Below are 22,284 nucleotides of genomic sequence, written 5' to 3'. Positions count from 1 at the left end.
TGCCCCGCATAGCCATGGTTCTGGCCGCGGGCCTCGGAAAGCGGATGCGTCCGCTGACCGATGACACGCCCAAACCATTGATAAAGGTAGCCGGCAAAGCATTGCTGGATCACGGTCTCGACGCTCTCGGCGATGCTGGTGTCGAGAAAGTGGTGGTCAACGTCCACTACCTTGCGGACCAGATTGCCGACCATGTGCGCGGGCGGCCCCGCCCGGCGATGGAAATCTCCGATGAAAGCGACCTGCTGCTTGATTCTGCCGGCGGTATCGTCAGGGCGCTGCCGAGTCTCGGCGAGGGACCGTTCGTGGTTCTCAACGCCGACACGTTCTGGATCGATGAGGATGGCGCCGATCTCGACCGGCTGGGGCTTGCGTGGGATGACGCACGCATGGATATTCTCCTCATGCTCGCCAATCCGCGCCACGCGACGGGCCACAGCGGCTCTACGGATTTCCTTCTTGCTCTCGACGGACGACTGGCGCGGGCACGTGGCTCTGCCGACGGATTCATCTACGCCGGCGTCGCCATCGTCCATCCTCGCATCTTTTCGCAAGCAAGCCGTGAACCGCACTCGCTGAACCTCTATTTCGACCGCGCCATTGAAGCCGGTCGTCTCTTCGGTGTCGCCATGCGCGGGCACTGGATTACGGTCGGAACGCCGGACGCCCTTGTCGAGGCTGAAGCAGCAGTCGAAGCCCTGGCGGGCTGATGGCTCCGCGAATCCTCTCCATTCCCGCCGGGACGCCATTCCTGCCGACGCTTGCCGATGAGCTTCTTGCAGGCAGGATCGTCGCCGGATTCGCGCATGGTGGCGATCCGCTGCGGCTGGCCGAGGCGACGATCTACGTGCCGACGCGCCGCGCGGCACGCGCTCTGCGCAGCCTGTTCGTAGATCGTCTGGGAGGGACCGCCGCGATCTTGCCGACGATCCGTCCGCTCGGCGAATTCGATGAAGACGCGGCATTGTTCGAAGGTAGCGGCGAGGATCAGCTCGCGCTCGATCCGCCGATCGGCGAGCTTGACCGCATTCTTCTGCTGGCACCGCTGGTTCAGGCCTGGAAGCGCAGGTTGCCGGCGCATGTCGCCGCCCTTTTCGGCGAAGAGATCGTCGTTCCCGCCTCTCTTGCCGATGCGATCTGGCTGGCGCGCGATCTTGCCGGCCTGATAGACGAGATCGAGACTGGCGGCGCGCAGTGGTCCCGGCTAACGAGCCTCGTGCCGGAAGACCTTGCCAACTGGTGGCAGGTGACGCTGGAATTCCTCGACATCGTCACCACGGCGTGGCCGTTGCTCCTTGCCGAGCGCGGCCTTTCCAATCCGGCAGCGCACCGCAACGCCATCATCCTTTCGGAAGCGGAGCGCCTTGCCCGCAACCCGCCTGCCGGCCCCGTCATCGCCGCCGGCTCGACGGGATCGATTCCGGCCACGGCACGCCTGCTGGAAGCGATCGCGCGGCTGCCCGGCGGCGCTGTCGTCCTGCCCGGCCTGGACAAGCGGATGGATGCGCGTAGCTGGGCGGAAATCGGCAGTGCGGAGCGCCCGCCATCGGTCTTCGGCCATCCGCAAACCGGGTTGAAGAAGCTGATCGGCATGATGGGCGTCGATCGGGCGGATGTCGAGGAGATCGGGGCGCCTGAAGACCAGATGGCTCGGCGCATCGGTCTCGTCAACGAGGCATTGCGTCCTGCCGAGACGACCGATGCCTGGGCGGAACTGGCGCCCGTTGGCGGCTCGGACGCCTTTGACGGCGTCACGCTCGTGGAGGCGGCAAATGAGCGCGAAGAAGCGGTGGCGATCGCGGTGGCGCTGCGGCTGGCCGTCTCCGAGGAAGGCAGAAGCGCGGCGCTTGTCACAGGCGACCGCGATCTTGCCGGCAGGGTGGCTGCGGAACTGCGCCGCTTTGGCATCGAAGCGGACGATTCCGGTGGGTCGCTCCTCGCGACCGCGCCCCCGGCGGCCCTGCTGAGGCTGATGCTCGAAGCCGTGTGCCGTCCGGGTGATCCGGTCACGCTGATGGCGCTTCTCAAACACCCGCTGCTTCATGCCGGGCTGGCTCGGCCCCGTGCCCGCGCGGCTGCCGAAACCATAGACCTCGTCGCGCTGCGGGGCGGAACCGGCCGGCCCGACATCGCCACGTTGCGTGTCGACTTTGAGAAACGACACGCCGCGATCGAGGCTGATTCCCGCAAACCGTTCTGGTGGGACCGCATCTCCGCCGAAAGGCTGGAAGATGCGCGAGCGCTGCTGGCCGGCGTCGAGGCGGCAACGGCCGGACTTTGTGACGGCCGGTCCGACGCGACATCCCTTGCGATCCTCGCGCGGCGGTCGATCGAGGCCTTCGAAGCATTGGGACGCGACGAACGGGGTTCGGTGGGCGAGCTCTATCGCGGCGACGCGGGCGAGGCGCTGGCCAGCTTCCTGCGCAATCTCGTTGGCGCGACAGCCGAGGTCGAGCTTTACGGTGGTGAATGGCCGGAAGTGGTGGCTGCATTGATGGCTGGCGCCACGGTCAAACCTTCCGTCACCGGCGATCCTCGTGTCGCCATATGGGGAGCTCTCGAAGCGCGGCTGCAATCCGTCGATACTCTCATTCTCGGCGGCCTCAACGAAGGGTCGTGGCCACGCAGGGCCGAGCCCGACCGTTTCATGTCGCGTTTCATGAAGGCCGGGCTGGATCTCGAGCCACCGGAGCGCCGGATCGGCCAGGCCGCGCATGATTTCGTCATGGCAATGGGCGCTAGGAAGGTCGTTCTGACGCGCGCGGCGCGGTCTGGCGACGCACCGGCGCTCGCCTCGCGCTGGCTCCAGCGCCTCAAGACGTTTGCCGGCAAAGAAGCCGTGGCAAAGATGGCGGAGCACGGCCGCGAGATGCTGCACTGGGCCCGCGCCATGGATCGCGACGAGCCGGTAGCCTTCGCGCCGCGCCCGGCTCCGAAGCCCGCGCTGGAGTTTCGCCCGAAGCGCTTCTCGGTCACGGAGATCGAGACGCTGCGCCGCGATGCCTATGCAGTTTACGCCCGGCGCGTCTTGCGGCTGGAGGCGCTCGATCCGCTGCTGCGCGATCCGGGTGCTGCGGAACGCGGCACGTTGTTCCACGATATCGTTCATGGCTTCGCCATCGCAGAGATCGATCCTGAAAGAGCCGACGCGGAAGACCAGCTTCTGCGAATCGGACGCGCGGAATTCGACGCGGTGGCGCTTCCCGCCGATATCGACGCGGTCTGGTGGCCGCGGTTTGTCCGCATGGCGGGAAAGTTCATCGACTGGGAGCGCTCGCGGCCGCGCGGTATCAAACGTCGTCTTGCAGAGGCGAGGGCGCGGGCCACGCAGGTTGGTGTCACCGGCGCCACACTGTCGGGACGCGCGGACAGGATCGACCTGCGCGCGGCTGGCATGGCCGACATCATCGACTTCAAGACCGGCTCGTCGCCGTCGAAGGGACAGGCGCACACACTGCTCTCGCCGCAGCTCGCCCTTGAGGGTGCATTGCTGATGCGCGGTGCCTTCGAGGAGGCCGGAGCCTGTACGCCCGCCGATCTCGCCCATGTGCGGATGAAACCGAACGGCGACGTGGTGGAGGAGTCGATCCTCGACTACAACCGGCAGGTCAAGCCCGCCGATGCTCTGTCGAGCGAGGCATGGGCCCGTCTCGAGCAATTATTGGCACACTACGGGTCAGAATCGGTCGGCTACCTGTCTCGTGCGCTGCCGTTTCGTGAAGGTGACGTCGGCGGCGACTACGACCATCTCGCCCGTGTGCTGGAATGGTCGGCTGGTGGCGATGGTCCGGCCAGCGCGGGAGACGCCGAATGAGCCCCCGCCCGGTGATCCCGGACGATACCAGGCAGGCGCAGGCGCGGGCCGCGACCCCGGGCATATCCGCCTGGGTGTCGGCCAATGCCGGTTCCGGCAAGACCCACGTTCTGGCGAGCCGTGTCATCCGGATGCTGCTGCAAGGCGTCGATCCCTCGCGAATCCTGTGCCTGACCTATACGCGCGCCGCGGCCGCGAACATGGCCAATCGCGTCTTCGACAACCTCTCGCGCTGGACGATGCTGCCAAGAGACGAGCTGGCCAGCGAGATCGCCGAGCTGGAGGGGCGGCAACCGTCGGCGAAGCAACTCGGCGAGGCGCGCCAACTCTTCGCCCGTGCACTCGAGACGCCGGGCGGTCTGAAAATCCAGACGATTCACGCGTTCTGCGAGGCGGTGCTGCACCAGTTTCCGCTGGAGGCCAACATCGCCGGCCACTTCGAGCTGCTCGATACGCAGATGGAGGCCGCTCTGGTTGCAGAGGCACGACGCGAGATGATCGCGCGCGCGGCCGCAGGCGAGAGCGCCAGACTTGCCGAGGCCTTTGCCACCGTGCTGGACATCGGCGGTGAAAGCGGCCTCGACACGTTGCTGGCCGCCATCGTCGGGCAACGCGATGCATTGAAGCGCTTCATCGCGCAGATCGTCGACGGGGATGGCGACTTTTCGGCGCTCGACGAGGAGTTCGGCTTCTCCCCGGACGACACGCCATCGGCGCTTGCCGGTGCGATCTGGCCGGATCGATACTTCGACAGGCAGCTTGCGGTCAGCATCGCCAGCCGCGCCGCGGCAGCTGGAAAAGCGACGGCGGAGAAGTTCGCCGCGGAGCTGGCGGAAACCTGCGCACAGGACGACGCCACCGACAGGCTGTCCGCGCTTCGCTCGATCTTCCTTACCCGCAAGCCGGGCGGGATCTGGTCGGCCAAGTCCACGAAGACCATCATGGCAAAGGGGGTTGGCGAGCATTTTCCGGAATTCCCGGTGGAGTTTGAACGTTTCGCCTCCGAAATAGAAGCGGCCTGCGACCGTGTGGCTCTCAGCATCATGCTGGAAGGCACACGCGCTGCGCTGACCGTCGCCGAATGGCTGATCGCCCGTTACGAGCGGCTGAAGAGCGCTCGCGGCTTCCTCGACTTCAACGATCTGATCACGCGGACCGCAACGCTGCTGGCGCGCGAGGATGCCGGCGCCTGGGTTCAGTACAAGCTGGACAAGGGCATAGACCACATCCTGCTCGACGAGGCGCAGGACACAAGCCCGGCGCAATGGGCGGTGGTCCGGGCGCTGGCGGCGGAGTTCTTTGTCGGGCTGGGCGCCCGCGACGGCGTTGCGCGCACCGTGTTTGCCGTCGGTGACGAGAAGCAGTCGATCTATTCGTTTCAGGGCGCCGAGCCGGAATCCTTCGCCCTCAGCGGCCGCGCTTTTCGCGACAGCGTGCTGGCTGCCCAGGGGAACTTCGAGCACGTGCGCCTGACGCGCTCCTTCCGCTCGACCTACGACGTGCTGTCGGCCGTCGACCGCGTCTTCGCGCGCGAGGAGAATCGCGCCGGTCTGACGCGTGATCCCGAACCGATCGAGCATCTCGCGGTACGCGAAAGCGCGCCCGGCCACGTCGAGGTATGGCCTTCGCTGAGCCCGACGATCGTCGAGGAGCCGGACGACTGGACCCAGTCGGTAGACCATGCGTCCGCGCCGGCGGTGCGGCTTGCAGGACAGATTGCGGCGACGATCGCCCATTGGCTCGCTACCGGCGACCAGCTCCCCGGACGCGGCCGGGCGCTGGTGCCGGGCGACATCATGATCCTCGTGCGCAAGCGCGACCGGTTCATCCATGCGCTGTCGCGCGAACTCAAGAACCGCGAAATCCCAGTCGCCGGCGCCGATCGCCTGCTGTTGACGGGGCACATCGCCGTTCAGGATCTGATGGCGATCGCACGCGTCGCGCTGCAACCCGATGACGATCTCTCCCTGGCCGCGCTGCTCAAGAGTCCGGTCTTCGGCCTCGATGAAGACCAGCTCTTCGACCTCGCCGCAAGGCGGCCGGCGGGGCGGTCGCTTTTGCGCGCATTGGAAACGGCCCCAGGCCTGACCGACACCTGTGCAACGCTGCAGGAATGGCGAAATGAAGCCGGCTATGCATCGCCGTTTGCCTTCTTCGCCGCCCTGCTGGCACGCGACGGGTTGCGGCGAAAATTCATGGCGCGGCTTGGCCCGGAAGCGGGCGACGTGGTGGACGAATTTCTGAATTTTTGCCTTGCGGCGGAAAAGACGGGAGCGACGAGCCTTGAAGCCGTGCTTGCGCTCCTCGACGGCGGCGGCCCGGAAATCAAGCGCGAGATGGACCAGACGCGCGGCGAGATCAGGATCATGACCACGCATGCGTCCAAGGGTCTCGAGGCGCCCGTCGTGTTTCTGGTCGACAGCGGTGCTGCCGCTTTCTCTGACAGCCACCTGCCAAGGCTGATCCCTTTCGACCCGCCGGCCGGCGGGTGGCAGGGACGGGGGTTCCTGTGGCGCGCGGCGGCAGACATGAACAACGGCTTCTCGCGGCGCCTGTCAGAGATCGAAAAGGCGAAGGCCGAACAGGAATATCGCAGGCTGCTCTATGTCGGCATGACGCGGGCCGAAGACCGGCTCATCGTCTGCGGCTATCACGGCAAGCGCGGCCAGCCGGACGGAGGCTGGCACGCGATGGTCAGCGAGGCGCTTGGCACGGCGCCGCAATCGTCGACGGTCACCAATAAGGCCACCGGCGAGGAAATCCTGCGCTACGCGGTCACGCCCCCGATAGCGGTTGAACCTGAGAGCCGCGACGACAAACATGAATACGTGCCCGGCCCACCACCGCCGGCGCTGTTCGCGGTCCTGCCGCCCGCGCCGCCGCTGCCAAGGCCGCTATCGCCATCAGGTGCCGGTGCAGTCATCGAACCGGGCCCGACAGCGGACGTGTCGGGGCGCTCCCCGGTGTTGGACGCGGAGACGACGCCGTCGCTGGCGCTTGAGCGCGGCACCGCCGTTCACCGCTTGCTTCAGATCCTCCCCTCGCTGGAGCCGGCGGCACGCGACGACGCGGCACTACGCTATCTGGAGCGCGTCGGGCGCCGGTGGCCTGCTGGCGAGAGCCAGCGCGTATGGGAGTCTGTCCGGCAGGTGCTCGATCATCCGCAATTTGCCGCCATCTTCGCACCTGGCTCAAGGGCGGAGGTGTCCTTGATGGGCACGACGCTCGTTGCAGGCCGTGAGCGCGCCGTGTCCGGTACGATCGACCGCCTGGTGGTGACGCCCGATGCGGTGCTGGTGGTCGATTACAAGACCAACCGACCGCCACCCCGCGACCTGTCGGAGGTGCCTTACGGGCACGTGGCGCAGCTTGCGCTCTACCGCGCGCTTCTCGCGCCGCTCTATGCCGGTCGCAAGGTGCGCGCAGCGCTCGTCTATACCGAACGTCCCGCCCTCATTCCCGTTTCCGCTGAAGTGATGGACGACGCCCTTGCCCGACTCGGGAGCGCGTGAGACAAGGGAGCTTGAACCGCGACCCCACGCCCCCCACATGCTTGTGCGACACAGCTTCTCAGGAGATATTCCATGTCCACCGTCACCATCGACAAGAACAATTTCGAATCCGACGTTCTCAAGGCCGTAGAGCCCGTCGTCGTGGATTTCTGGGCTGAATGGTGTGGCCCGTGCAAGATGATCGCCCCGGCGCTCGAGGAGATTTCGAGCGAGCTCAACGGCAAGGTCAAGATCGCCAAGATCAACATCGACGAGAACCCGGAACTGGCGGCGCAGTATGGCGTCCGCTCCATCCCGACGCTGATGATCTTCAAGGACGGCGAAGTGGCCGACATGAAGGTCGGCGCGGCTCCGAAGACGGCGCTGTCGTCCTGGATCGGCGCAGCCGTCTGAGCGATACGAGAATTGAACGGATTTGAAGCCCGGCCTCGTGCCGGGCTTTTTCGTTTCAGGCTGGCGGCGTACCGTTCTTGGCCAGCACCTCGCCGACGAGATACAGCGAACCGCAGATGAGCACCCGCGGCGGATGGTCCGGGTCGTCCCAGCCGTCTCGCAGCAGCATCAGCGCATTTTCGACCGAGGCGACGGGCTCTGCCGGCAGGCCGGCTTCAGCCGCGCGCGCGGCAAGCTCGTCGTTGGGCACGCCGGCGTCGCTTTCGTTGACGGGCACGGTGAAGACCCGGCGCGCCATGCTCTCGAAATTATGGAAATAGCCGGTCTGGTCCTTGGTGTTGATCATGCCGGCGATGATGACCAGCGGCCGAGGCCGCTTCTCTTCCTCGTCGGCGAGTGTCTCTGCGATCGCGGCACCGGCACCGGGATTGTGCCCGCCATCGACCCAGATCTCCGAGCCGCGCGGCGCCAGATCGACAAGCCTGCCCTCGGTGAGCTTCTGCATGCGGCCGGGCCACTCGACACGCGCCATCGCGGCATCGGCCACCCGATGGCCGATCTTGAAGCCGGCGGCCTTCACCGCGGCGATCGCGGCGGCCGCATTGGCGAACTGGTGCCGGCCCGGCAGGCGCGGCAGCATGATGTCGAAAAGCCCGTCATCGTCCTGATAGACCATGCGGCCATTCTCCTCGAAAGCGAGGAAGTCCTGGCCGTAGACCAGCAGCGGGCAGTCGAGCCTGTCGGCGGTATCGATCAGCACCTCGCGCGCCGCATCATATTCCTGTGCGCCGATCACCACTGGGCAACCGGCCTTGACGATGCCTGCCTTTTCCGCAGCGATCAGTTCGACGCGGTCACCGAGATAGGCCTCGTGGTCGAGCGAAATCGGCATGATCAGGCTGACGGCGGGCCGCGCGATGACGTTCGTCGCATCAAAACGGCCGCCAAGTCCGACCTCGACGATGGCCACGTCGGCCGGATGTTCGGAAAACAGCACGAACATCGTCGCGGTCAGAATCTCGAAGACGGTGATCGTCTCGCCGCGATTGGCGTCCGCCACACGGGCGATGGCGTCGGCGAGCACGTCGTCATCGACGAGCCTTCCGCCGCCGTCGGCGCCGAGCCGGTACCGCTCGTGCCAGTTGACGAGATGCGGCGAGGTGTGGACATGGCAGGTTCGTCCGGACGCCTCGACGAGCGCGCGCGAGAATGCGGCGGCGGACCCCTTGCCGTTGGTGCCGGCGATGTGAATCACCGGCGGCATGCGATCCTGCGGATTGCCGAGGCGTTCCAGCAGCCGCGATATACGGTCGAGCGAAAGGTCGAAGCCTTTCGGATGGAGAGCCATAAGCCGCTCGATTTCGCGTTCGGCGGCGCTTGTGTCGATGGTCATGACGACCTGCCCGGAAGAGAGGAAATCGTGATGATCAGGCGTCCTGTCGCGCTTCGGCGGTCTCGACGGGCTCCAGCGCCGGTATCACCTCGGTTTCCGCTGGCTCAACCGGAACCACCTTCTCCTTGAGCATGATCTTGAGCAGGCGCGCGATGGTTTCTTTCAGCTCCAGGCGCGAGACCACCATGTCGACCATGCCGTGCTCCATGAGATATTCGGAGCGCTGGAATCCCTCGGGCAGCTTCTCGCGGATCGTCTGCTCGATGACGCGCGCACCGGCAAAGCCGATCACGGCGCCCGGCTCCGCGATGTGGATGTCGCCAAGCATCGCGTAGGATGCGGTGACGCCGCCGGTCGTCGGATTTGTGAGCACGACGATGTATGGCAGGCCGGCCTCCTTCAGCCGGTCGACCGCGACCGTCGTGCGCGCAAGCTGCATCAGCGACAGGATGCCTTCCTGCATGCGCGCGCCACCCGACGCGGAGAACAAAACCAACGGCCGCTTGAGCTCGATGGCCTTCTCGAAACCCTTCACGATCGCTTCGCCGGCGGCCATGCCGAGCGAGCCACCCATGAAGGCGAAGTCCTGCACCGTCGCGACGATCGGCAAGCCTTCTATGCTGCCGGTGGCGTTGAGAACGGCGTCATCCAGCGACGTCTTGGCGCGATAGTCCTTGAGCCTATCCGTGTAGCGCTTCTCGTCGCGGAATTTCAGCGGGTCGACCGCGACCCTGGGGTTCTCCAGCAGGTCGTAGGCGCCGTCGTCGAGAAACGCCTTGAGGCGTTCCTTGGCCGAAATCTTCATGTGATAGCCGGAGGAGGGTATGACCCACTGGTTCTCCTCCAGCTCCTTGTGGAACACCATTTCCCCGGTCTCGGGATCCTTGATCCAGAGGTTTTCGGGCATCTCGCGCCGGCCAAGGAAGGAATTGATCTTCGGCCGGACGTAGTTGGTGATCCAGTTCATGGCGAAATCCTCAAACTATGCGTCGTCGAAAGACAGATGGGGCGGCTATTGGGCGGGAGCAAGGCGTGAACGCCGCACGCCCTGCGACAACCCCTCGACCAGCGTCGCGACGGCTTCGGCCGGATTGGCCGTCAACCGGCCGTCTGGGCCGATGACGTTGGCCACCGCGTTGACGATGGCGGTCCCCACCACAACGCCGTCGGCCGACGCACCGATGGCGCGTGCCTGTTCGGCCGTCTTGACGCCGAATCCGACGCAGACCGGCAGGTCCGTGTGCCCCTTGATGCGCGCCACCGCTGCACCGACCTTGCTGGTATCGGTCAAGGCGGAGCCGGTGATGCCGGTCATCGATACGTAGTAGACGAAGCCCGACGTGTTCTCGAGCACCTTGGGAAGGCGCTTGTCGTCGGTGGTCGGCGTCGCGAGGCGGATGAAGTTTATGCCCGCCTTGAGCGCGGGAATGCACAGTTCCTCGTCCATTTCCGGCGGAAGATCGACGACGATCAAACCGTCGATGCCCGACGCCTTCGCGTCGGCCAGGAACCGGTCGACACCATAGATGTAGATCGGGTTGTAGTAGCCCATGAGAACGATCGGCGTCTCGTCGTCCTGCTGGCGGAAATCGGCGGCCATCGCCAGTGTCGTGGCCAGCGTCTGGCCGGCCTTCAACGCGCGCAGACCAGCCGCCTGGATCGCGGGGCCGTCGGCCATCGGGTCGGAAAACGGCATGCCGAGTTCGATTATGTCCGAACCCGCCTTCGGCAGTCCCCGCATGATGGCGAGCGAATTCTCATAGTCCGGATCGCCAGCCATCAGATAGGTGACAAGCGCCGGGCGGCCCTCCTGCTTCAGCTTCGACATGCGGCGGTCGATGCGGGTGTCGGTCATCTCAGATCTCCATGCCCATCATGCCGGCGACGGTGTGCACGTCCTTGTCGCCGCGGCCGGACAGGTTGACGATGATGATCTCGTCCCTACCCATGCCCGGCGCGATCTTCATCGCATGGGCGATGGCATGTGCGGATTCGAGCGCCGGAATGATGCCCTCGGTACGGGTGGTGAGCTGGAAGGCCTCCATCGCCTCGTCGTCGAGGATCGGCGTGTATTCGACCCGGCCGGTGTCGCGCAGCCAGCTATGCTCGGGCCCGACGCCGGGGTAGTCGAGCCCCGCCGAGATCGAATGGCCGTCGAGTATCTGCCCGTCATCATTCTGCAGCAGATAGGTGCGGTTTCCGTGCAGCACGCCCGGCTTGCCGGCGTTCATCGACGCGCAGTGCTCGTCGCCGGACAGTCCGCGACCGCCGGCCTCGATGCCGATGATCCGGACATCCTTGTCGTCGAGGAACGGATGGAAGATGCCGATCGCGTTCGAGCCGCCGCCGACCGCCGCGATGACGACGTCGGGCAGCCTGCCCTCCTGTTCGACGATCTGCTCGCGTGCCTCGATGCCGATCACCGACTGGAACTCGCGCACGAGCTCGGGATAGGGATGCGGGCCGGCAGCGGTGCCGATCAGGTAATAGGTGTCTTCGACATTGGTGACCCAGTCGCGCAAGGCCTCGTTCATCGCGTCCTTGAGCGTGCCGTGGCCGGCCGAGACCGGCTTGACCTCGGCGCCCAGCAGCTTCATGCGGAAGACGTTCGGCTTCTGCCGCTCGACATCGGTCGCGCCCATATAGACGACGCATGGAAAGCCGAACCGCGCCGCCACCGTGGCGGAGGCCACGCCGTGCTGCCCCGCGCCGGTCTCCGCGATGATGCGCTTGCGGCCCATGCGCTTGGCGAGAAGGATCTGGCCGAGGCAATTGTTGATCTTGTGCGAGCCGGTGTGGTTCAGGTCCTCGCGCTTGAAATAGATCTTCGCGCCGCCGAGGTGACGGCTGAGCCCCTCGGCGAAATAGAGCTTCGACGGACGCCCGGCATAATGGGTCGACAGCGCCTGCAGCTCGGCCTTGAAAGCCGGGTCGTTCTTCGCCGCGTTCCAGTGCGATTCCAGGTCGAGAATGAGCGGCATGAGCGTTTCGGCAACGAAACGACCACCAAAGATGCCGAACATACCCTGCTCGTCCGGTCCGGTTCGAAACGAATTGGGTGTCACAGGCTGGTTCACGGCCGGTCTCCTCCGGGATTCAGGAATTCATCCGTCAGGCCGCACCAACAGTCCGCGCGCTCCGTACGGCCTTGAAGAAATCTGCTATCAGCGCCGCATCCTTGACCCCCGGCGCGCTTTCCACGCCCGACGAGACGTCGATGCCGGGCGGGTTGGCAAGATGCAGGGCGTCGCCGATGTTGGCGGCGTTGAGCCCTCCCGAAAGCATGTAATCGACGCCCGGGTCAAGGGTTGCCAGCAGGCGCCAGTCGAAGGCAACCCCGTTGCCGCCGGGAAGGTCGGACCCTTTGGGCGGCTTGGCATCGAACAGGAAGCGGTCGGCAACCTTTCGATAGGGCGCGATCGCGGCAAGGTCGGCCGCTTCGCGGACCGAAAATGCCTTCATGACCGGCAGACCATAGCGCGTTTTCACATCTGCGACCCGCTGCGGGGTTTCGCTGCCGTGAAGCTGCAGCATATCCGGTTTCATAGCGGTCACGATCGCGTCAAGCACCGCGTCTTCGGCGTTGACGGTTACCGCCACGGCACTGGCGCGGCCTGCTGCCTGCCGCCGCAATGCGCCGGCGGTCTCCGGATCGACATGGCGCGGGCTTCTTTCAAAGAAGATGAAACCGACATGGCTCGCGCCATGGCCGAGCGCGGCGTCGAGCGTCTCCGGCGTTTTCAGCCCGCAGATCTTGATTTCAAGCGTCATGCTCTCTTATCGCCACGAAAGACGGCTGAATTCAAGCCGCCACGGCCAATCCGAGCGCCAGGCCGCCGAAGGCACCCAGAAGCAGCACAGCCGGTGCGAGCAGCAGCGAACGCATGACCGACTGCCGTGCGTAACTGCGAAAGAACAGGAACTGTACCACCAGGAACCAGCACGCCACCGCCACGAAGGCCATGTACACCCACCGCGTGTCATGTTGGAGGTTGACCAGCGTCGGCGAAGCGATCAGGGCGAACGGCGCGCAGATGTAGCATTGCAGGTAGAACGGCGTGCGCAGCGTCTCGCGGGAAATCGCGCCGGGAGTCAGCACGTCCAGCAACAGCGCACCGGCGAGCGGAAACAGCGAAAACGCCACCATGCGATAGAAGATCAGCGCGAACCACGAATCGGCCAGCAGCCGGCCGAACCGGGTCGCGCGCAAAAGCGCCGTCTGGTCGTCGCTGAACGGCGTGAGCAAGGTTCCGATGACGATCGAGATGAAGATCAGCAGGGCTGGCCGCATCGCCTCCGAAAAGGCGACGTCGTTGGGCTTGCGGGATTCAGCATAGACATATTGCAGCGTGGCGGCGGGAAAGATGACGGTGCGGATCAGCGTGTATGGATAGAAGAATATCCACATCATCACATCGTAGATGCCCTGCTCGACAGCCTTGGCAAAATTGAAGAGATCCAAGCTTGCCTCCTGCCGTAAGCGACGGGTTATCCGAAGTCGATCGCCTGCAATGCGCTGCCATTGCGCTTGAGCCAGGCGCGGGCCTCGTCGGTGCGCGGGCACAGTTCCTTGCACAGCGCCCAGAAGTCCGGTCCGTGGTTCATCTCCCTGAGATGCGCCACTTCGTGGGCGACGAGATAGTCGATGACGGCCGGCGGCGCCATCATGATGCGCCACGAGAATGACAGCGTGCCGTCCGACGTGCACGACCCCCAGCGCGACGAGGTGTCCTTGAAGCGCACCGCTTTTGCCGGGCGCCCGACGCTCGCCGCATGCCGTGCCACCAGAGGCTCGATCTCGCGCTTTGCCTCGCGTTTCAGGAAGTCAGCGACCCGGCGCGGCAGATGGGTCCGCTCGCCATGGACGATGAGAGCGGGTTTGCCCTCCTGTTCTCCCGGGACCGCGGTGCCGCGACGCCCCGGTTCGTGCACGATCAGATGCGGCTGGCCGCGCAGCGGAATCTTGACGCCAGGACGCACCTGCGGCCGGTCCGGCAGCTTGGCGAGCCGCGTTTCCAGCCAGTGCCTGTGGCGGTCGAGAAAAAGATCCACCTCGCCCTGGCGCAACCCCGGCGGCACGGTCACGCGCAAGCCTCGCCCACCGGCGTCGATCCGCAGGGTCAGCCGCTTGGCGCGGTCGTTCTCGACGATCCGCAAGGGCAACTCGCGGTTTGCGACGACATGGATGCGCTCCTGCGCGGCGGCGCGCGGCGCAGGACGGGAACGGGTTTTTCTGAGGAGGCCGAGGACCATGGCTCTATCCTAGCCGATTCGCGTGCTGCGTGAAGCAATACCGGCCGGCAAGCGATCGCCGGCCACGTTTGCGGCATGGATCCCCGGGTCAAGCCCGGGGATGACGACGGGATGGGAGCTTGTGTCAATCACTGGCGTTGGAGGATGCCGCATACTTCTCCGCTTCGTCATCCCCGGGCTTGACCCGGGGATCCATGCCGGAACGACCGTGGCTGGCTGCGACGGAGCCGAAGGCCAGCCGCCAAACGAAAACGGCGCCGGATGTCTCCAGCGCCGCTTCCGGGAGGATGCACTTTCGTGCGGGTTCCCTGGTCACACGTCGTCGAGCAGGCCCTCGCCGCGGTCCGGCGTGTTGCGGGCTGGCGTCGAGCGGGAGCGCTCGGCCATGAAGCGGTCGAACTCTTCCTGGTCCTTGGCGCGGCGCAATTCGCGGGCATAGGCCTCGAACTCCTCGCGCGCCTCGTTCAGCTTGCGGCGCTCCTCGTCGAGGCGCGCCAGTTCCTTCTCGCGCCACTCGTCGAAAGCGAGATTGCCGGTCGTGCGGGTGTGCATGCGGGGTCCTTTCCTGCACGACGAGCCGAAGAAGCTCTCGCGCGCCTTGCCCCACTCGCCCTTCACGTCGTCGAGGCGGTCGCCCCACAGGATGTAGGCGAGCATTGCGAGGCCGAGCGGCCAGAAAACCATGAAGCCGACGACCATCAGCGCGATGGTGGCGGGCGTCCACGCAGGCCGGATCAGGGCGGTCTTGGTCATTTCGTCTGTTCCTTCCACTTGGGCGCAGCCTCCGTCGGCTGCTTGAATTCGAAATGGGAAGCAGAAAACGGCGATTCAAGACGGCGGCCCGCAAATCCGGATAAGCGGCTGAATCGATTTGAGTAAATTGGAGGCGGATCCCCGTCGGGTCTCTGCACGGCCTCCGGAAGGGTAGCGCGTTAACCCAAACGCAACCTTAACGGTTGATTAACGCGTGATGTTTCGCTTAGATATATTGTAGTGATGATGTTGAGTGTGGGGTCCGGGGAGATGCGGCATTAGCTTCTGCTAAAAGAAGGCCTGCTGCCAACAATATCTCATCACACGACAAGCAATCGAGCGCGCAATGACTCATCGCGGCACCGCGCCGCGTGGGCCGAGTCTGTTGTGCTGACGTGAACCAGCAAACGAATACAACAGAGTGAGGCAACAAACATGGCATCTATTCAGGGCATCTATCTCGCATTCTTCGGTCGTCCGGCTGATCCGCTAGGCCTCGAATACTGGGAAGAGCAGACCAATGGCGGCGCCGACCTGTCGGTCATGCTGGACGCGCTGTCCGGTACCGAAGAGTACCAGGACCGCTTCGTCGGCATGAACAATGAAGAGATCATCGAGTCGATCTACCAGGCGCTGTTCGGCCGCGAAGCCGACCCGGAAGGCCTGGCCGTGTTCCTCGAAGCGCTCGAAAACGGCACCCAGACGCTCAGCTCGATCGCGGTCAACATCCTCGATGGCGCGCAGGGCGAAGACCTCGCAATGATCGAGAACAAGATCGCCGCCGCCGACATCTTCACCGCTTCCCTCGACACGGATGCCGAAATCGCGGCCTATGACGGCAACGAAGCTGCCGCGTATGGCCGCGAGTTCCTCTCGACCGTGACGGAAGACCCGGAGACGGTGCCGACCGAAGAAGAAGTTCAGGCGGACATCGACGCTGATCTGCCGGGCTACACACCGGAAGAGGGCCAGGCGCCTGGTGGCGGCGGTGGTGGTGGCGGCGTTACGCCGCCTACATTCCAGCAGCGGGCCGAGGCCATCCATGCGGAGTGGCAAGATCTGGATACCTATTACAACGACTATTACATTGACGACGTCAACGAGGCTTTCATTAGGCTTGGCGTCCAGTATGTCGACTATCTGAATGACGGCGGTCCAGTTCTCACGAGCATCCGAGTTAAAGACTCCGATCCGGACGTTCGCGATCAGAGCCTTCACGACAATCTACTTGGCAACCTAACTCTAGGCGCCATTGAAGACCGCAATCTTCCGGACGAGTTGGAAGCGGAACTCATTGATCTCGTCGAATCCGTCGGTGCCAAGTTCCTCGATCGGCCATACGAAGACGGAGCCCCGCCGAAGGCATTCTCGGCAGCCGACGAGTGGGACGCGCTCAATGGCGTGGACCGGCCAGACCTTGTTCAGACACTGGTTGAACTCGACAACGCAGCCGAATCTGATTTCGGCGGTATCGAGTGGGTTCAAGACCGCGCCGCGCTTGAAATGATCGAGTGGGCCGCCAGCCCAACCGAGGACGGGAACGACGTCATCGCGTTCAACGTCAATGAAGAGGGCGTGACTTCTGGTTTTGCCCGTTACCAAGGGGCGAAGATCGTTGCTGAGGAAGGCGAACTCAATGCCGCCCACGGCTCAACGGTGAGCGTCGACTTCTACATTGATCCTGAGTGGGCGCTCGACGACGACGCGCAGCTAAGCGGCGTGTGGGTTCAGATGGCCACGCCGGATACCAACGCGCAAAGCTGGTCGATGATCGAGTACCTCGATAAGCACGCCGGCGCCGAGCGGTCGCTGAACGAGCATCCCGATAACGGCGACAAGCCAGAGCCTGGCTTCGTTGGCTTCCGCTTCTGGAACTCCGAGGAGGGCTTTAACGAGTACGTCCAGTTCGAAGCCGACGGATGGGTCAACATGACCTTCGAGTTCACCGAAGAGGCGCACATTTGGTACGTTAATGGCGAAGAGATCTATCGTGACGAGGGGCTGACTACGGCAAGCGCCTCTGTCATTGAGACGCTGATCTTCAACAACCAGAACTTCGGCAATGACGAAAGCTACCTCTACGACAACGTCAAAGTGACTGGCGTGTCGGTAAACGAGAACTTCTACTCAACTCACGCCGATACGTAATTTTCAATAATAGTTGAAACCCGCCGGAGCTTATCCGGCGGGGCTTTTCTTCGCCCTACCCCCAGACCTGCGCCCACTGCGCCTGGGTGACGGCGATCAGGTCGAGGCCGGTGTCGGTTTCGATGGTCAGGGATGCGGCGGCGAGTTCGCGGTTTTCGTCGCTCTGGGCGAAGGCGACCAGCACGTCGGCGCGCTCGGCGCCGGCTGCCATCTGTCCGGCCCAGTAGTCGACTTCCGCCTGCGCGCCGGTACGGCCGAGAACGTTTTCGTACAGCACTGCCAGGAAGTCGGTGTTGTCCATCGTCTCCGGCGTGCCGAAACGCTCGGAGAATTCCGGGCTGGCAATCAGCGACAGGGCCATCTGGTCCATCGCGTTGCCGTTCTCCAGCGCCGCCGTCCAGTAGTCGAGGCCGGCTGCGTCGAGGTCGCGACCGAGGCCGGCGCGATAAAGCAGCATGATCTCGTCGGTGTACTGGCGCTCGGCGAGTTCGTCGAGCGGACCAACCAGCGAGAAGATGCCGTCGCTGACGGCCAGGAACTCGATGCCGGTGGCGTCGACCGAGCCGCCCTCATAGGCGATCTTCAACGCGCCGGCCGTGTCGCCGGTGATGACGAGATCGGCGAAGGCGACGTCGAGGATCAGCGTGTCGGCACCCTCGCCGCCGCGCACCACGTTCTCGCCGAGGCCCGGCACGAAGATGTCGTTGCCGGCGCCGCCCGTCAGAGTATCGTCGCCCCCGGTGGTGACGACCGGCACGGCAGCCGAGATCACCTCGACCCGGTCAAGGCCGATCAGCGCAAGCTCGTTGCCGAGCCCGTCGCCGACGAGCACGTTGCGGCCCGCGACGCCGGTGATCACGTCGTCGCCGGCACCGCCGACGAGCACATTGTCGGCCGCGTTGCCGGTGATCTTGTCATTTCCAGATCCGCCGATCGCGTTTTCGACAGTGGCCCGCACATCGCCTTCATGCAGGTAGGCGAGCGCGACGTTGCCGGGGGCCTTCTGGCCGCTGCCGAGATTGGCGAGCTGCGCATTGTTGAAGCTTGTCCAGGCACCGGGCGCCAGGTCGACGGTCAGGTCGGTCGTGTGGTTGGAGAAGTCGAACGTGTCGCGGCCGCCACCGTCCCACACGGTCTCGAACACCTTGTTGCCGCCCGGCTTGCCCTGGCCCGCGCCATTGATGAACTTTTCGCCGGTGGTCTCGCTCCAGCGATAGACCGTGTCGCCCGAACGGGTCTCGTAGTCGGCGCCGTAGAGATGCTGGATCGCGGCGATGTCGCGTGCCATCGGCGTCTGCGCATAGCCGAAGGTCTCGTTGGTGTAGCCTCTCGACATGTCGGCGCCCGAATAGGACCGATAGCTCATCAGCGACCATGCCATGGCGTCGATCGCCCGCACGCCCTGGAAGGAGGCCGCAGCCAGGCTCGTCTCGCCCGCCGCCTGCGCATTGCTGGCCTGCCCGTTGCTGACCTCGCCGTGCACGGCGCCACCGCAGCAGGGGCAGAGACCTTCGGCAGGCCCGTCAGGTATCGCGGCGCCCATCAGCAGGGTCTTCTGCTCGTGCGGGTGGCTGAGACCGAGCGCATGGCCGATCTCGTGCATGATGGTCATGTAGCCATAATTGCCCTTGGCCGGCGACACCAGCCAGCTCGTCGAGCCGAGCCAGACGTCGCCGCCCTGCGTTGAGCTCGACGGCGTATACGCCCATGCCGTGGACGGCATGTCGGACACGCCAAGCACGATATCGGCATCCGAAGCGCTTCCCGCCTTCTGGATGTCGATGGCGATGAGATCGTTCCACAGCTTCATGGCATCGTGCGTGGCCTGCTGCTGCTTGGAGTTGAGCGTTTCGAAGCCATTCTTGGCCTCGCCCTTGCCGTAGCCCGATGCGAACATCGAGGCGGAACCTGCAAATCCGAACGTGACGCTTTCCCCGACCCACTTGCGCGCGGCAAGAAGGTCATCGATCACTGAAGTGCCGGTTGCGAATACGCGATCTATAGTTGACATGACTGACACCGTCCCCACGGTTGTTGTGAGGATCGTTGTACAGAAGAAGAATGCAGGTTCCGTTTGGAAGAGAAGACGTATTTGAGCGGAGTATTTACTTATTTGTTTACTTTAATGCAGCCTTAAACGGATAGCTTCAATTTGACTGATTGCAGCCTGGCGATCCCGACAGCGATCCGCACCCGAAGGCCATTGCCAATTCCGCCGCGGCTGACGCATGCTGGCGCGGGAGAAGGCGATCGCCGAAGGTCGCACGTGGAGGAGGAACGACATGGCCGATGCGGCCGCCCTGGAGGGGCGCTACGACTACGTCATCGTGGGAGCGGGAACGGCAGGATGCGTGTTGGCCAACCGCCTGACGCGCGATCCGGCCACGCGCGTGCTGCTGATCGAGGCGGGCGGCTCGGACAACTATCACTGGGTGCACGTGCCGGTGGGCTATCTCTACTGCATCGGCAATCCGCGCACCGACTGGATGATGAAGACGGCGGCCGAGCCCGGGCTGAATGGCCGCTCGCTGGTCTATCCGCGCGGCAAGGTGCTGGGCGGCTGTACCTCCGTCAATGGCATGATCTATATGCGCGGCCAGGCCGCCGACTATGACGGCTGGCGGCAGATGGGCAATGCCGGCTGGGGCTGGGACGACGTGCTGCCATATTTCCTCAGGTCGGAAGACCACCATGGCGGCAAGACCGCGCTGCACGGCGCCGGCGGTGAATGGAAGGTGGCCAGGCAGAGGCTGACCTGGGACATCCTGCGCGCGGTGCAGGAAGGCGCCCGGGAATTCGGCATCATGCCGCGCGCCGACTTCAACGACGGCGACAATGAAGGGTCGGGGTTCTTCGAGGTCAACCAGCGCGGCGGCCTGCGCTGGAACACCGCCAAGGGGTTCTTGAGGCCGGCGCTGAAGCGGCCAAACCTGCGCGTCGTCACCCATGCCTTGACGGAAAGCCTGATTATCGACGGCAAGCGCGTCACCGGCGTGCGCTATCGCCGGGCGGGCAGGCTCGTCGAGGCGCATGCCGATGCCGAAGTGCTGCTGGCGGCAGGTTCGATCAATTCACCCAAGCTGATGGAGCTCTCCGGCATCGGCCGGCCGGAGGTGCTAGGCGCGCTGGGCATCGAGGTGGCGCATGCAAGCCCCGGCGTCGGCGAGAACCTGCAGGACCACCTGCAGATCCGCACCGTTTTCAAGGTCGAGGGCACGGGCACGCTCAACCAGCTCTTCAACAGCCGGTTCGGCAAGGTCCGCATCGGGCTGCAATATGCGTTGGCGCGCAGCGGGCCGATGTCGATGGCGCCCAGCCAGTTCGGCATGTTCACCAAGTCTGACCCCTCGAAGGCCACTCCCGACCTCGAATATCACGTCCAGCCGCTGTCGACCGACAAGCTGGGCGATCCGCTGCACGCGTTTCCGGCAATCACGGTGTCGGTCTGCAATTTGCGCCCCGAGAGCGTCGGCAGCGTCCATGCGACGACGCGCGATCCCGCGGCGCAGCCGGAAATCCGCCTCAACTATTTGTCCGCCGAAAACGATCGCCAGGTCGCCGTCGAGGCAGTGCGCCAGGCGCGCAGGATCATGACGGCGAAGGCGCTGGCCCGCTATCGCCCGAGCGAAATCCTGCCAGGCACGCAATTTGAGTCCGATGACGACCTTCTGGAGAAGGTGGGAGACATCGCGACCACGATTTTCCACCCTGTCGGCACCTGCCGGATGGGCGTCGACGCGGCAGCCGTCGTTGCGCCGGATCTGCGCGTGCGTGGCCTTGATGGGCTGCGTGTGGTCGATGCCTCGATCATGCCGAAGATCACGTCAGGCAATACCGCGTCACCGGTCGTCATGATCGCGGAAAAGGCGGCCGACATGATCCTGGCCGGCCGGCGCGTGGCGGCCTAACCCTCCTCGAAGCCCGTCAATACGCCGACAGCGTTGACGCCGATCTCGTCGACGGCATATCCGCCTTCCATCACGAACAGCGTCGGCAGTCCGAGCTTGGCGATCCGGCTGCCGATCCGCAGATAGTCCGCGCTCTTGAGCTTGAAACTGCTGATCGGATCGCGCTCGAACGTGTCGACGCCGAGCGAGACGACCAGTACGTCCGGTGCGTGCGAGGCGACGAGCTCGCAGCCCTTGTCGAGCGCGGCGCTCCAGTCGCCAAAGCGCGTCCCGAACGGCATCGGGAAATTGTGGTTGAAGCCCTCGCCTCCACCCTCGCCGCGTTCGTCGGCATGGCCGAGGAAATGCGGATACTCGACCAGTGGATCGGCATGCAGATTGACCACCTGGACGTCGGATCGCGCGTAGAAGATCTGCTGCGTGCCGTTGCCATGGTGGTAGTCGATATCGAGGATCGAGACGCGTCCCGCGCCGTTGTCGAGCAGCCATTGGGCGGCGACGGCGGCATTGTTGATGTAGCAATAGCCGCCCATGAAGGCGCGGCCGGCATGATGGCCGGGCGGGCGGCACAGCGCGAAGGCCGCGCGCTCGCCGGCATGCAGCAGGCGCGCCGCCGTCAGGGCCGTATCGTGGGATGACTTGACCGCTTCCCAGGTTCCCTTGACGAATGTCGCGCCCGCATCGAACGAATAATAGCCGAGCCTCGCGTCGATGGCCTGTGGCACGACATCGCCGCGAAGTCCGCGCGTCGGCCAGACAAAGGGAAGGGCCGTTCCCGTGCGGCCGGACTTCTCCCATTCCGGGTAGACGGTCGGAAGGAAGTCGAGATAGGCGGGGTCGTGGACCTTGGCGGCGACCGCGAGGTCATGCTCGATGGGTTCGTCCACCGGACCAAGCCCGATAGCGTCGATGCGCTTGCGTATAATCTCCGCGCGCGACGGCTTCTCGAAAGCGGGCACGAGTTCGTTGCCGCACAATTCGAGATTGCCGGAATGGCGCGCGTGCCGTGGTGAGAAGATCGTTTTCATAGGTTGCCTGCCGCCTGCCCGAGATCGTCCGGTCAGGCTAGTCAATGGCAGATGCACGGGGCAAGTGGCGACTGGCGCCAGA

At 64.7% G+C, this 22,284-nt stretch carries 16 protein-coding genes; 6 read left to right on the top strand and 10 right to left on the bottom strand.

Annotated features, from left to right (window positions below; all coding sequences use genetic code 11):
• The first annotated feature begins 14 nt into the window (after window positions 1-14).
• The 4 genes from AAFN84_RS12530 to trxA all read left to right on the top strand — a co-directional run bounded on the left by AAFN84_RS12530 (window position 15) and on the right by trxA (window position 7,719).
• A complete protein-coding gene (locus AAFN84_RS12530; protein WP_347515129.1) occupies window positions 15-710 on the top strand; it encodes a nucleotidyltransferase family protein in 696 nt (231 codons plus the stop codon).
• Window positions 710-3,814 (top strand): double-strand break repair protein AddB, encoded by a 3,105-nt coding sequence (addB, locus tag AAFN84_RS12525; RefSeq protein ID WP_347514880.1) that lies wholly within the window; start codon window positions 710-712, stop codon window positions 3,812-3,814. Before AAFN84_RS12530 ends, addB begins: the two co-directional genes overlap by 1 nt.
• Entirely contained in the window at window positions 3,811-7,326 is a 3,516-nt protein-coding gene (addA, locus tag AAFN84_RS12520) for a double-strand break repair helicase AddA (protein ID WP_347514879.1), read from the top strand. Before addB ends, addA begins: the two co-directional genes overlap by 4 nt.
• Window positions 7,327-7,398: 72 nt before the next feature.
• Window positions 7,399-7,719 carry a thioredoxin gene (trxA, locus tag AAFN84_RS12515; protein ID WP_347514878.1) on the top strand — a complete coding sequence of 107 codons (321 nt, stop codon included), beginning with the start codon at window positions 7,399-7,401 and terminating at the stop codon, window positions 7,717-7,719.
• 55 nt (window positions 7,720-7,774) lie between these two features.
• Here trxA and AAFN84_RS12510 read toward each other — a convergent pair whose 3' ends face one another.
• The 8 genes from AAFN84_RS12510 to AAFN84_RS12475 form a co-directional block, all read right to left on the bottom strand.
• Window positions 7,775-9,106 carry a folylpolyglutamate synthase/dihydrofolate synthase family protein gene (locus AAFN84_RS12510; protein WP_347515128.1) on the bottom strand — a complete coding sequence of 444 codons (1,332 nt, stop codon included), beginning with the start codon at window positions 9,104-9,106 and terminating at the stop codon, window positions 7,775-7,777.
• Between the two features lie 40 nt (window positions 9,107-9,146).
• On the bottom strand, window positions 9,147-10,079 hold the full coding sequence (gene accD / locus AAFN84_RS12505; RefSeq protein WP_347514877.1) for an acetyl-CoA carboxylase, carboxyltransferase subunit beta: 933 nt from the start codon (window positions 10,077-10,079) through the stop codon (window positions 9,147-9,149).
• Window positions 10,080-10,124: 45 nt separating this feature from the next.
• On the bottom strand, window positions 10,125-10,967 hold the full coding sequence (gene trpA / locus AAFN84_RS12500) for a tryptophan synthase subunit alpha (protein WP_347514876.1): 843 nt from the start codon (window positions 10,965-10,967) through the stop codon (window positions 10,125-10,127).
• Between the two features lies 1 nt (window position 10,968).
• A complete protein-coding gene (gene trpB / locus AAFN84_RS12495) occupies window positions 10,969-12,189 on the bottom strand; it encodes a tryptophan synthase subunit beta (protein WP_347514875.1) in 1,221 nt (406 codons plus the stop codon).
• A gap of 34 nt (window positions 12,190-12,223) precedes the next feature.
• Window positions 12,224-12,883, bottom strand: coding sequence for a phosphoribosylanthranilate isomerase (locus AAFN84_RS12490; RefSeq protein ID WP_347514874.1), 660 nt, complete (start codon window positions 12,881-12,883; stop codon window positions 12,224-12,226).
• Window positions 12,884-12,914: 31 nt separating this feature from the next.
• Entirely contained in the window at window positions 12,915-13,574 is a 660-nt protein-coding gene (locus AAFN84_RS12485; RefSeq protein ID WP_347514873.1) for a hypothetical protein, read from the bottom strand.
• A gap of 26 nt (window positions 13,575-13,600) precedes the next feature.
• The gene (locus tag AAFN84_RS12480) at window positions 13,601-14,365 is read right to left on the bottom strand and encodes a M48 family metallopeptidase (RefSeq protein WP_347514872.1); all 765 of its coding nucleotides are present in this window, start codon (window positions 14,363-14,365) and stop codon (window positions 13,601-13,603) included.
• Window positions 14,366-14,677: 312 nt separating this feature from the next.
• Window positions 14,678-15,118 carry a DUF2852 domain-containing protein gene (locus tag AAFN84_RS12475; RefSeq protein ID WP_347514871.1) on the bottom strand — a complete coding sequence of 147 codons (441 nt, stop codon included), beginning with the start codon at window positions 15,116-15,118 and terminating at the stop codon, window positions 14,678-14,680.
• 543 nt (window positions 15,119-15,661) lie between these two features.
• Between AAFN84_RS12475 and AAFN84_RS12470 the strand changes: the two genes are divergently transcribed.
• Entirely contained in the window at window positions 15,662-17,266 is a 1,605-nt protein-coding gene (locus tag AAFN84_RS12470; RefSeq protein ID WP_347514870.1) for a DUF4214 domain-containing protein, read from the top strand.
• 55 nt (window positions 17,267-17,321) lie between these two features.
• On the opposite strand, the gene AAFN84_RS12465 is transcribed toward AAFN84_RS12470, so the two are convergent.
• Window positions 17,322-19,277 (bottom strand): DUF4214 domain-containing protein, encoded by a 1,956-nt coding sequence (locus AAFN84_RS12465; protein WP_347514869.1) that lies wholly within the window; start codon window positions 19,275-19,277, stop codon window positions 17,322-17,324.
• Window positions 19,278-19,548: 271 nt separating this feature from the next.
• Here AAFN84_RS12465 and AAFN84_RS12460 point away from each other — a divergent pair, with 271 nt between their 5' ends.
• Window positions 19,549-21,174: a GMC family oxidoreductase N-terminal domain-containing protein gene (locus tag AAFN84_RS12460; protein ID WP_347514868.1), complete on the top strand. Its 1,626-nt coding sequence runs from the start codon at window positions 19,549-19,551 to the stop codon at window positions 21,172-21,174.
• On the opposite strand, the gene AAFN84_RS12455 is transcribed toward AAFN84_RS12460, so the two are convergent.
• Window positions 21,171-22,202 (bottom strand): histone deacetylase family protein, encoded by a 1,032-nt coding sequence (locus AAFN84_RS12455; protein ID WP_347514867.1) that lies wholly within the window; start codon window positions 22,200-22,202, stop codon window positions 21,171-21,173. The two genes, AAFN84_RS12460 and AAFN84_RS12455, sit on opposite strands and share 4 nt — an antisense overlap.
• Window positions 22,203-22,284: the final 82 nt, after the last annotated feature.

The organism is Mesorhizobium sp. CAU 1741 (assembly GCF_039839275.1).
GTDB lineage: Bacteria > Pseudomonadota > Alphaproteobacteria > Rhizobiales > Rhizobiaceae > Aerobium.
Note: the sequence above shows the minus strand (reverse complement) of the source record. Positions and strands in the feature narration are given on the sequence as shown.

Coding starts and splice junctions, on each gene's coding strand:
- AAFN84_RS12455 (WP_347514867.1), bottom strand. CDS start 22,202: ATGAAAACGATCTTCTCACCACGGCACGCGCGCCATTCCGGCAATCTC.
- AAFN84_RS12470 (WP_347514870.1), top strand. CDS start 15,662: ATGCTGGACGCGCTGTCCGGTACCGAAGAGTACCAGGACCGCTTCGTC.
- addB (WP_347514880.1), top strand. CDS start 710: ATGGCTCCGCGAATCCTCTCCATTCCCGCCGGGACGCCATTCCTGCCG.
- trpA (WP_347514876.1), bottom strand. CDS start 10,967: ATGACCGACACCCGCATCGACCGCCGCATGTCGAAGCTGAAGCAGGAG.
- trxA (WP_347514878.1), top strand. CDS start 7,399: ATGTCCACCGTCACCATCGACAAGAACAATTTCGAATCCGACGTTCTC.
- AAFN84_RS12530 (WP_347515129.1), top strand. CDS start 15: ATGGTTCTGGCCGCGGGCCTCGGAAAGCGGATGCGTCCGCTGACCGAT.
- addA (WP_347514879.1), top strand. CDS start 3,811: ATGAGCCCCCGCCCGGTGATCCCGGACGATACCAGGCAGGCGCAGGCG.
- AAFN84_RS12490 (WP_347514874.1), bottom strand. CDS start 12,883: ATGACGCTTGAAATCAAGATCTGCGGGCTGAAAACGCCGGAGACGCTC.
- AAFN84_RS12480 (WP_347514872.1), bottom strand. CDS start 14,365: ATGGTCCTCGGCCTCCTCAGAAAAACCCGTTCCCGTCCTGCGCCGCGC.
- AAFN84_RS12475 (WP_347514871.1), bottom strand. CDS start 15,118: ATGACCAAGACCGCCCTGATCCGGCCTGCGTGGACGCCCGCCACCATC.
- accD (WP_347514877.1), bottom strand. CDS start 10,079: ATGAACTGGATCACCAACTACGTCCGGCCGAAGATCAATTCCTTCCTT.
- AAFN84_RS12465 (WP_347514869.1), bottom strand. CDS start 19,277: ATGTCAACTATAGATCGCGTATTCGCAACCGGCACTTCAGTGATCGAT.
- AAFN84_RS12460 (WP_347514868.1), top strand. CDS start 19,549: ATGGCCGATGCGGCCGCCCTGGAGGGGCGCTACGACTACGTCATCGTG.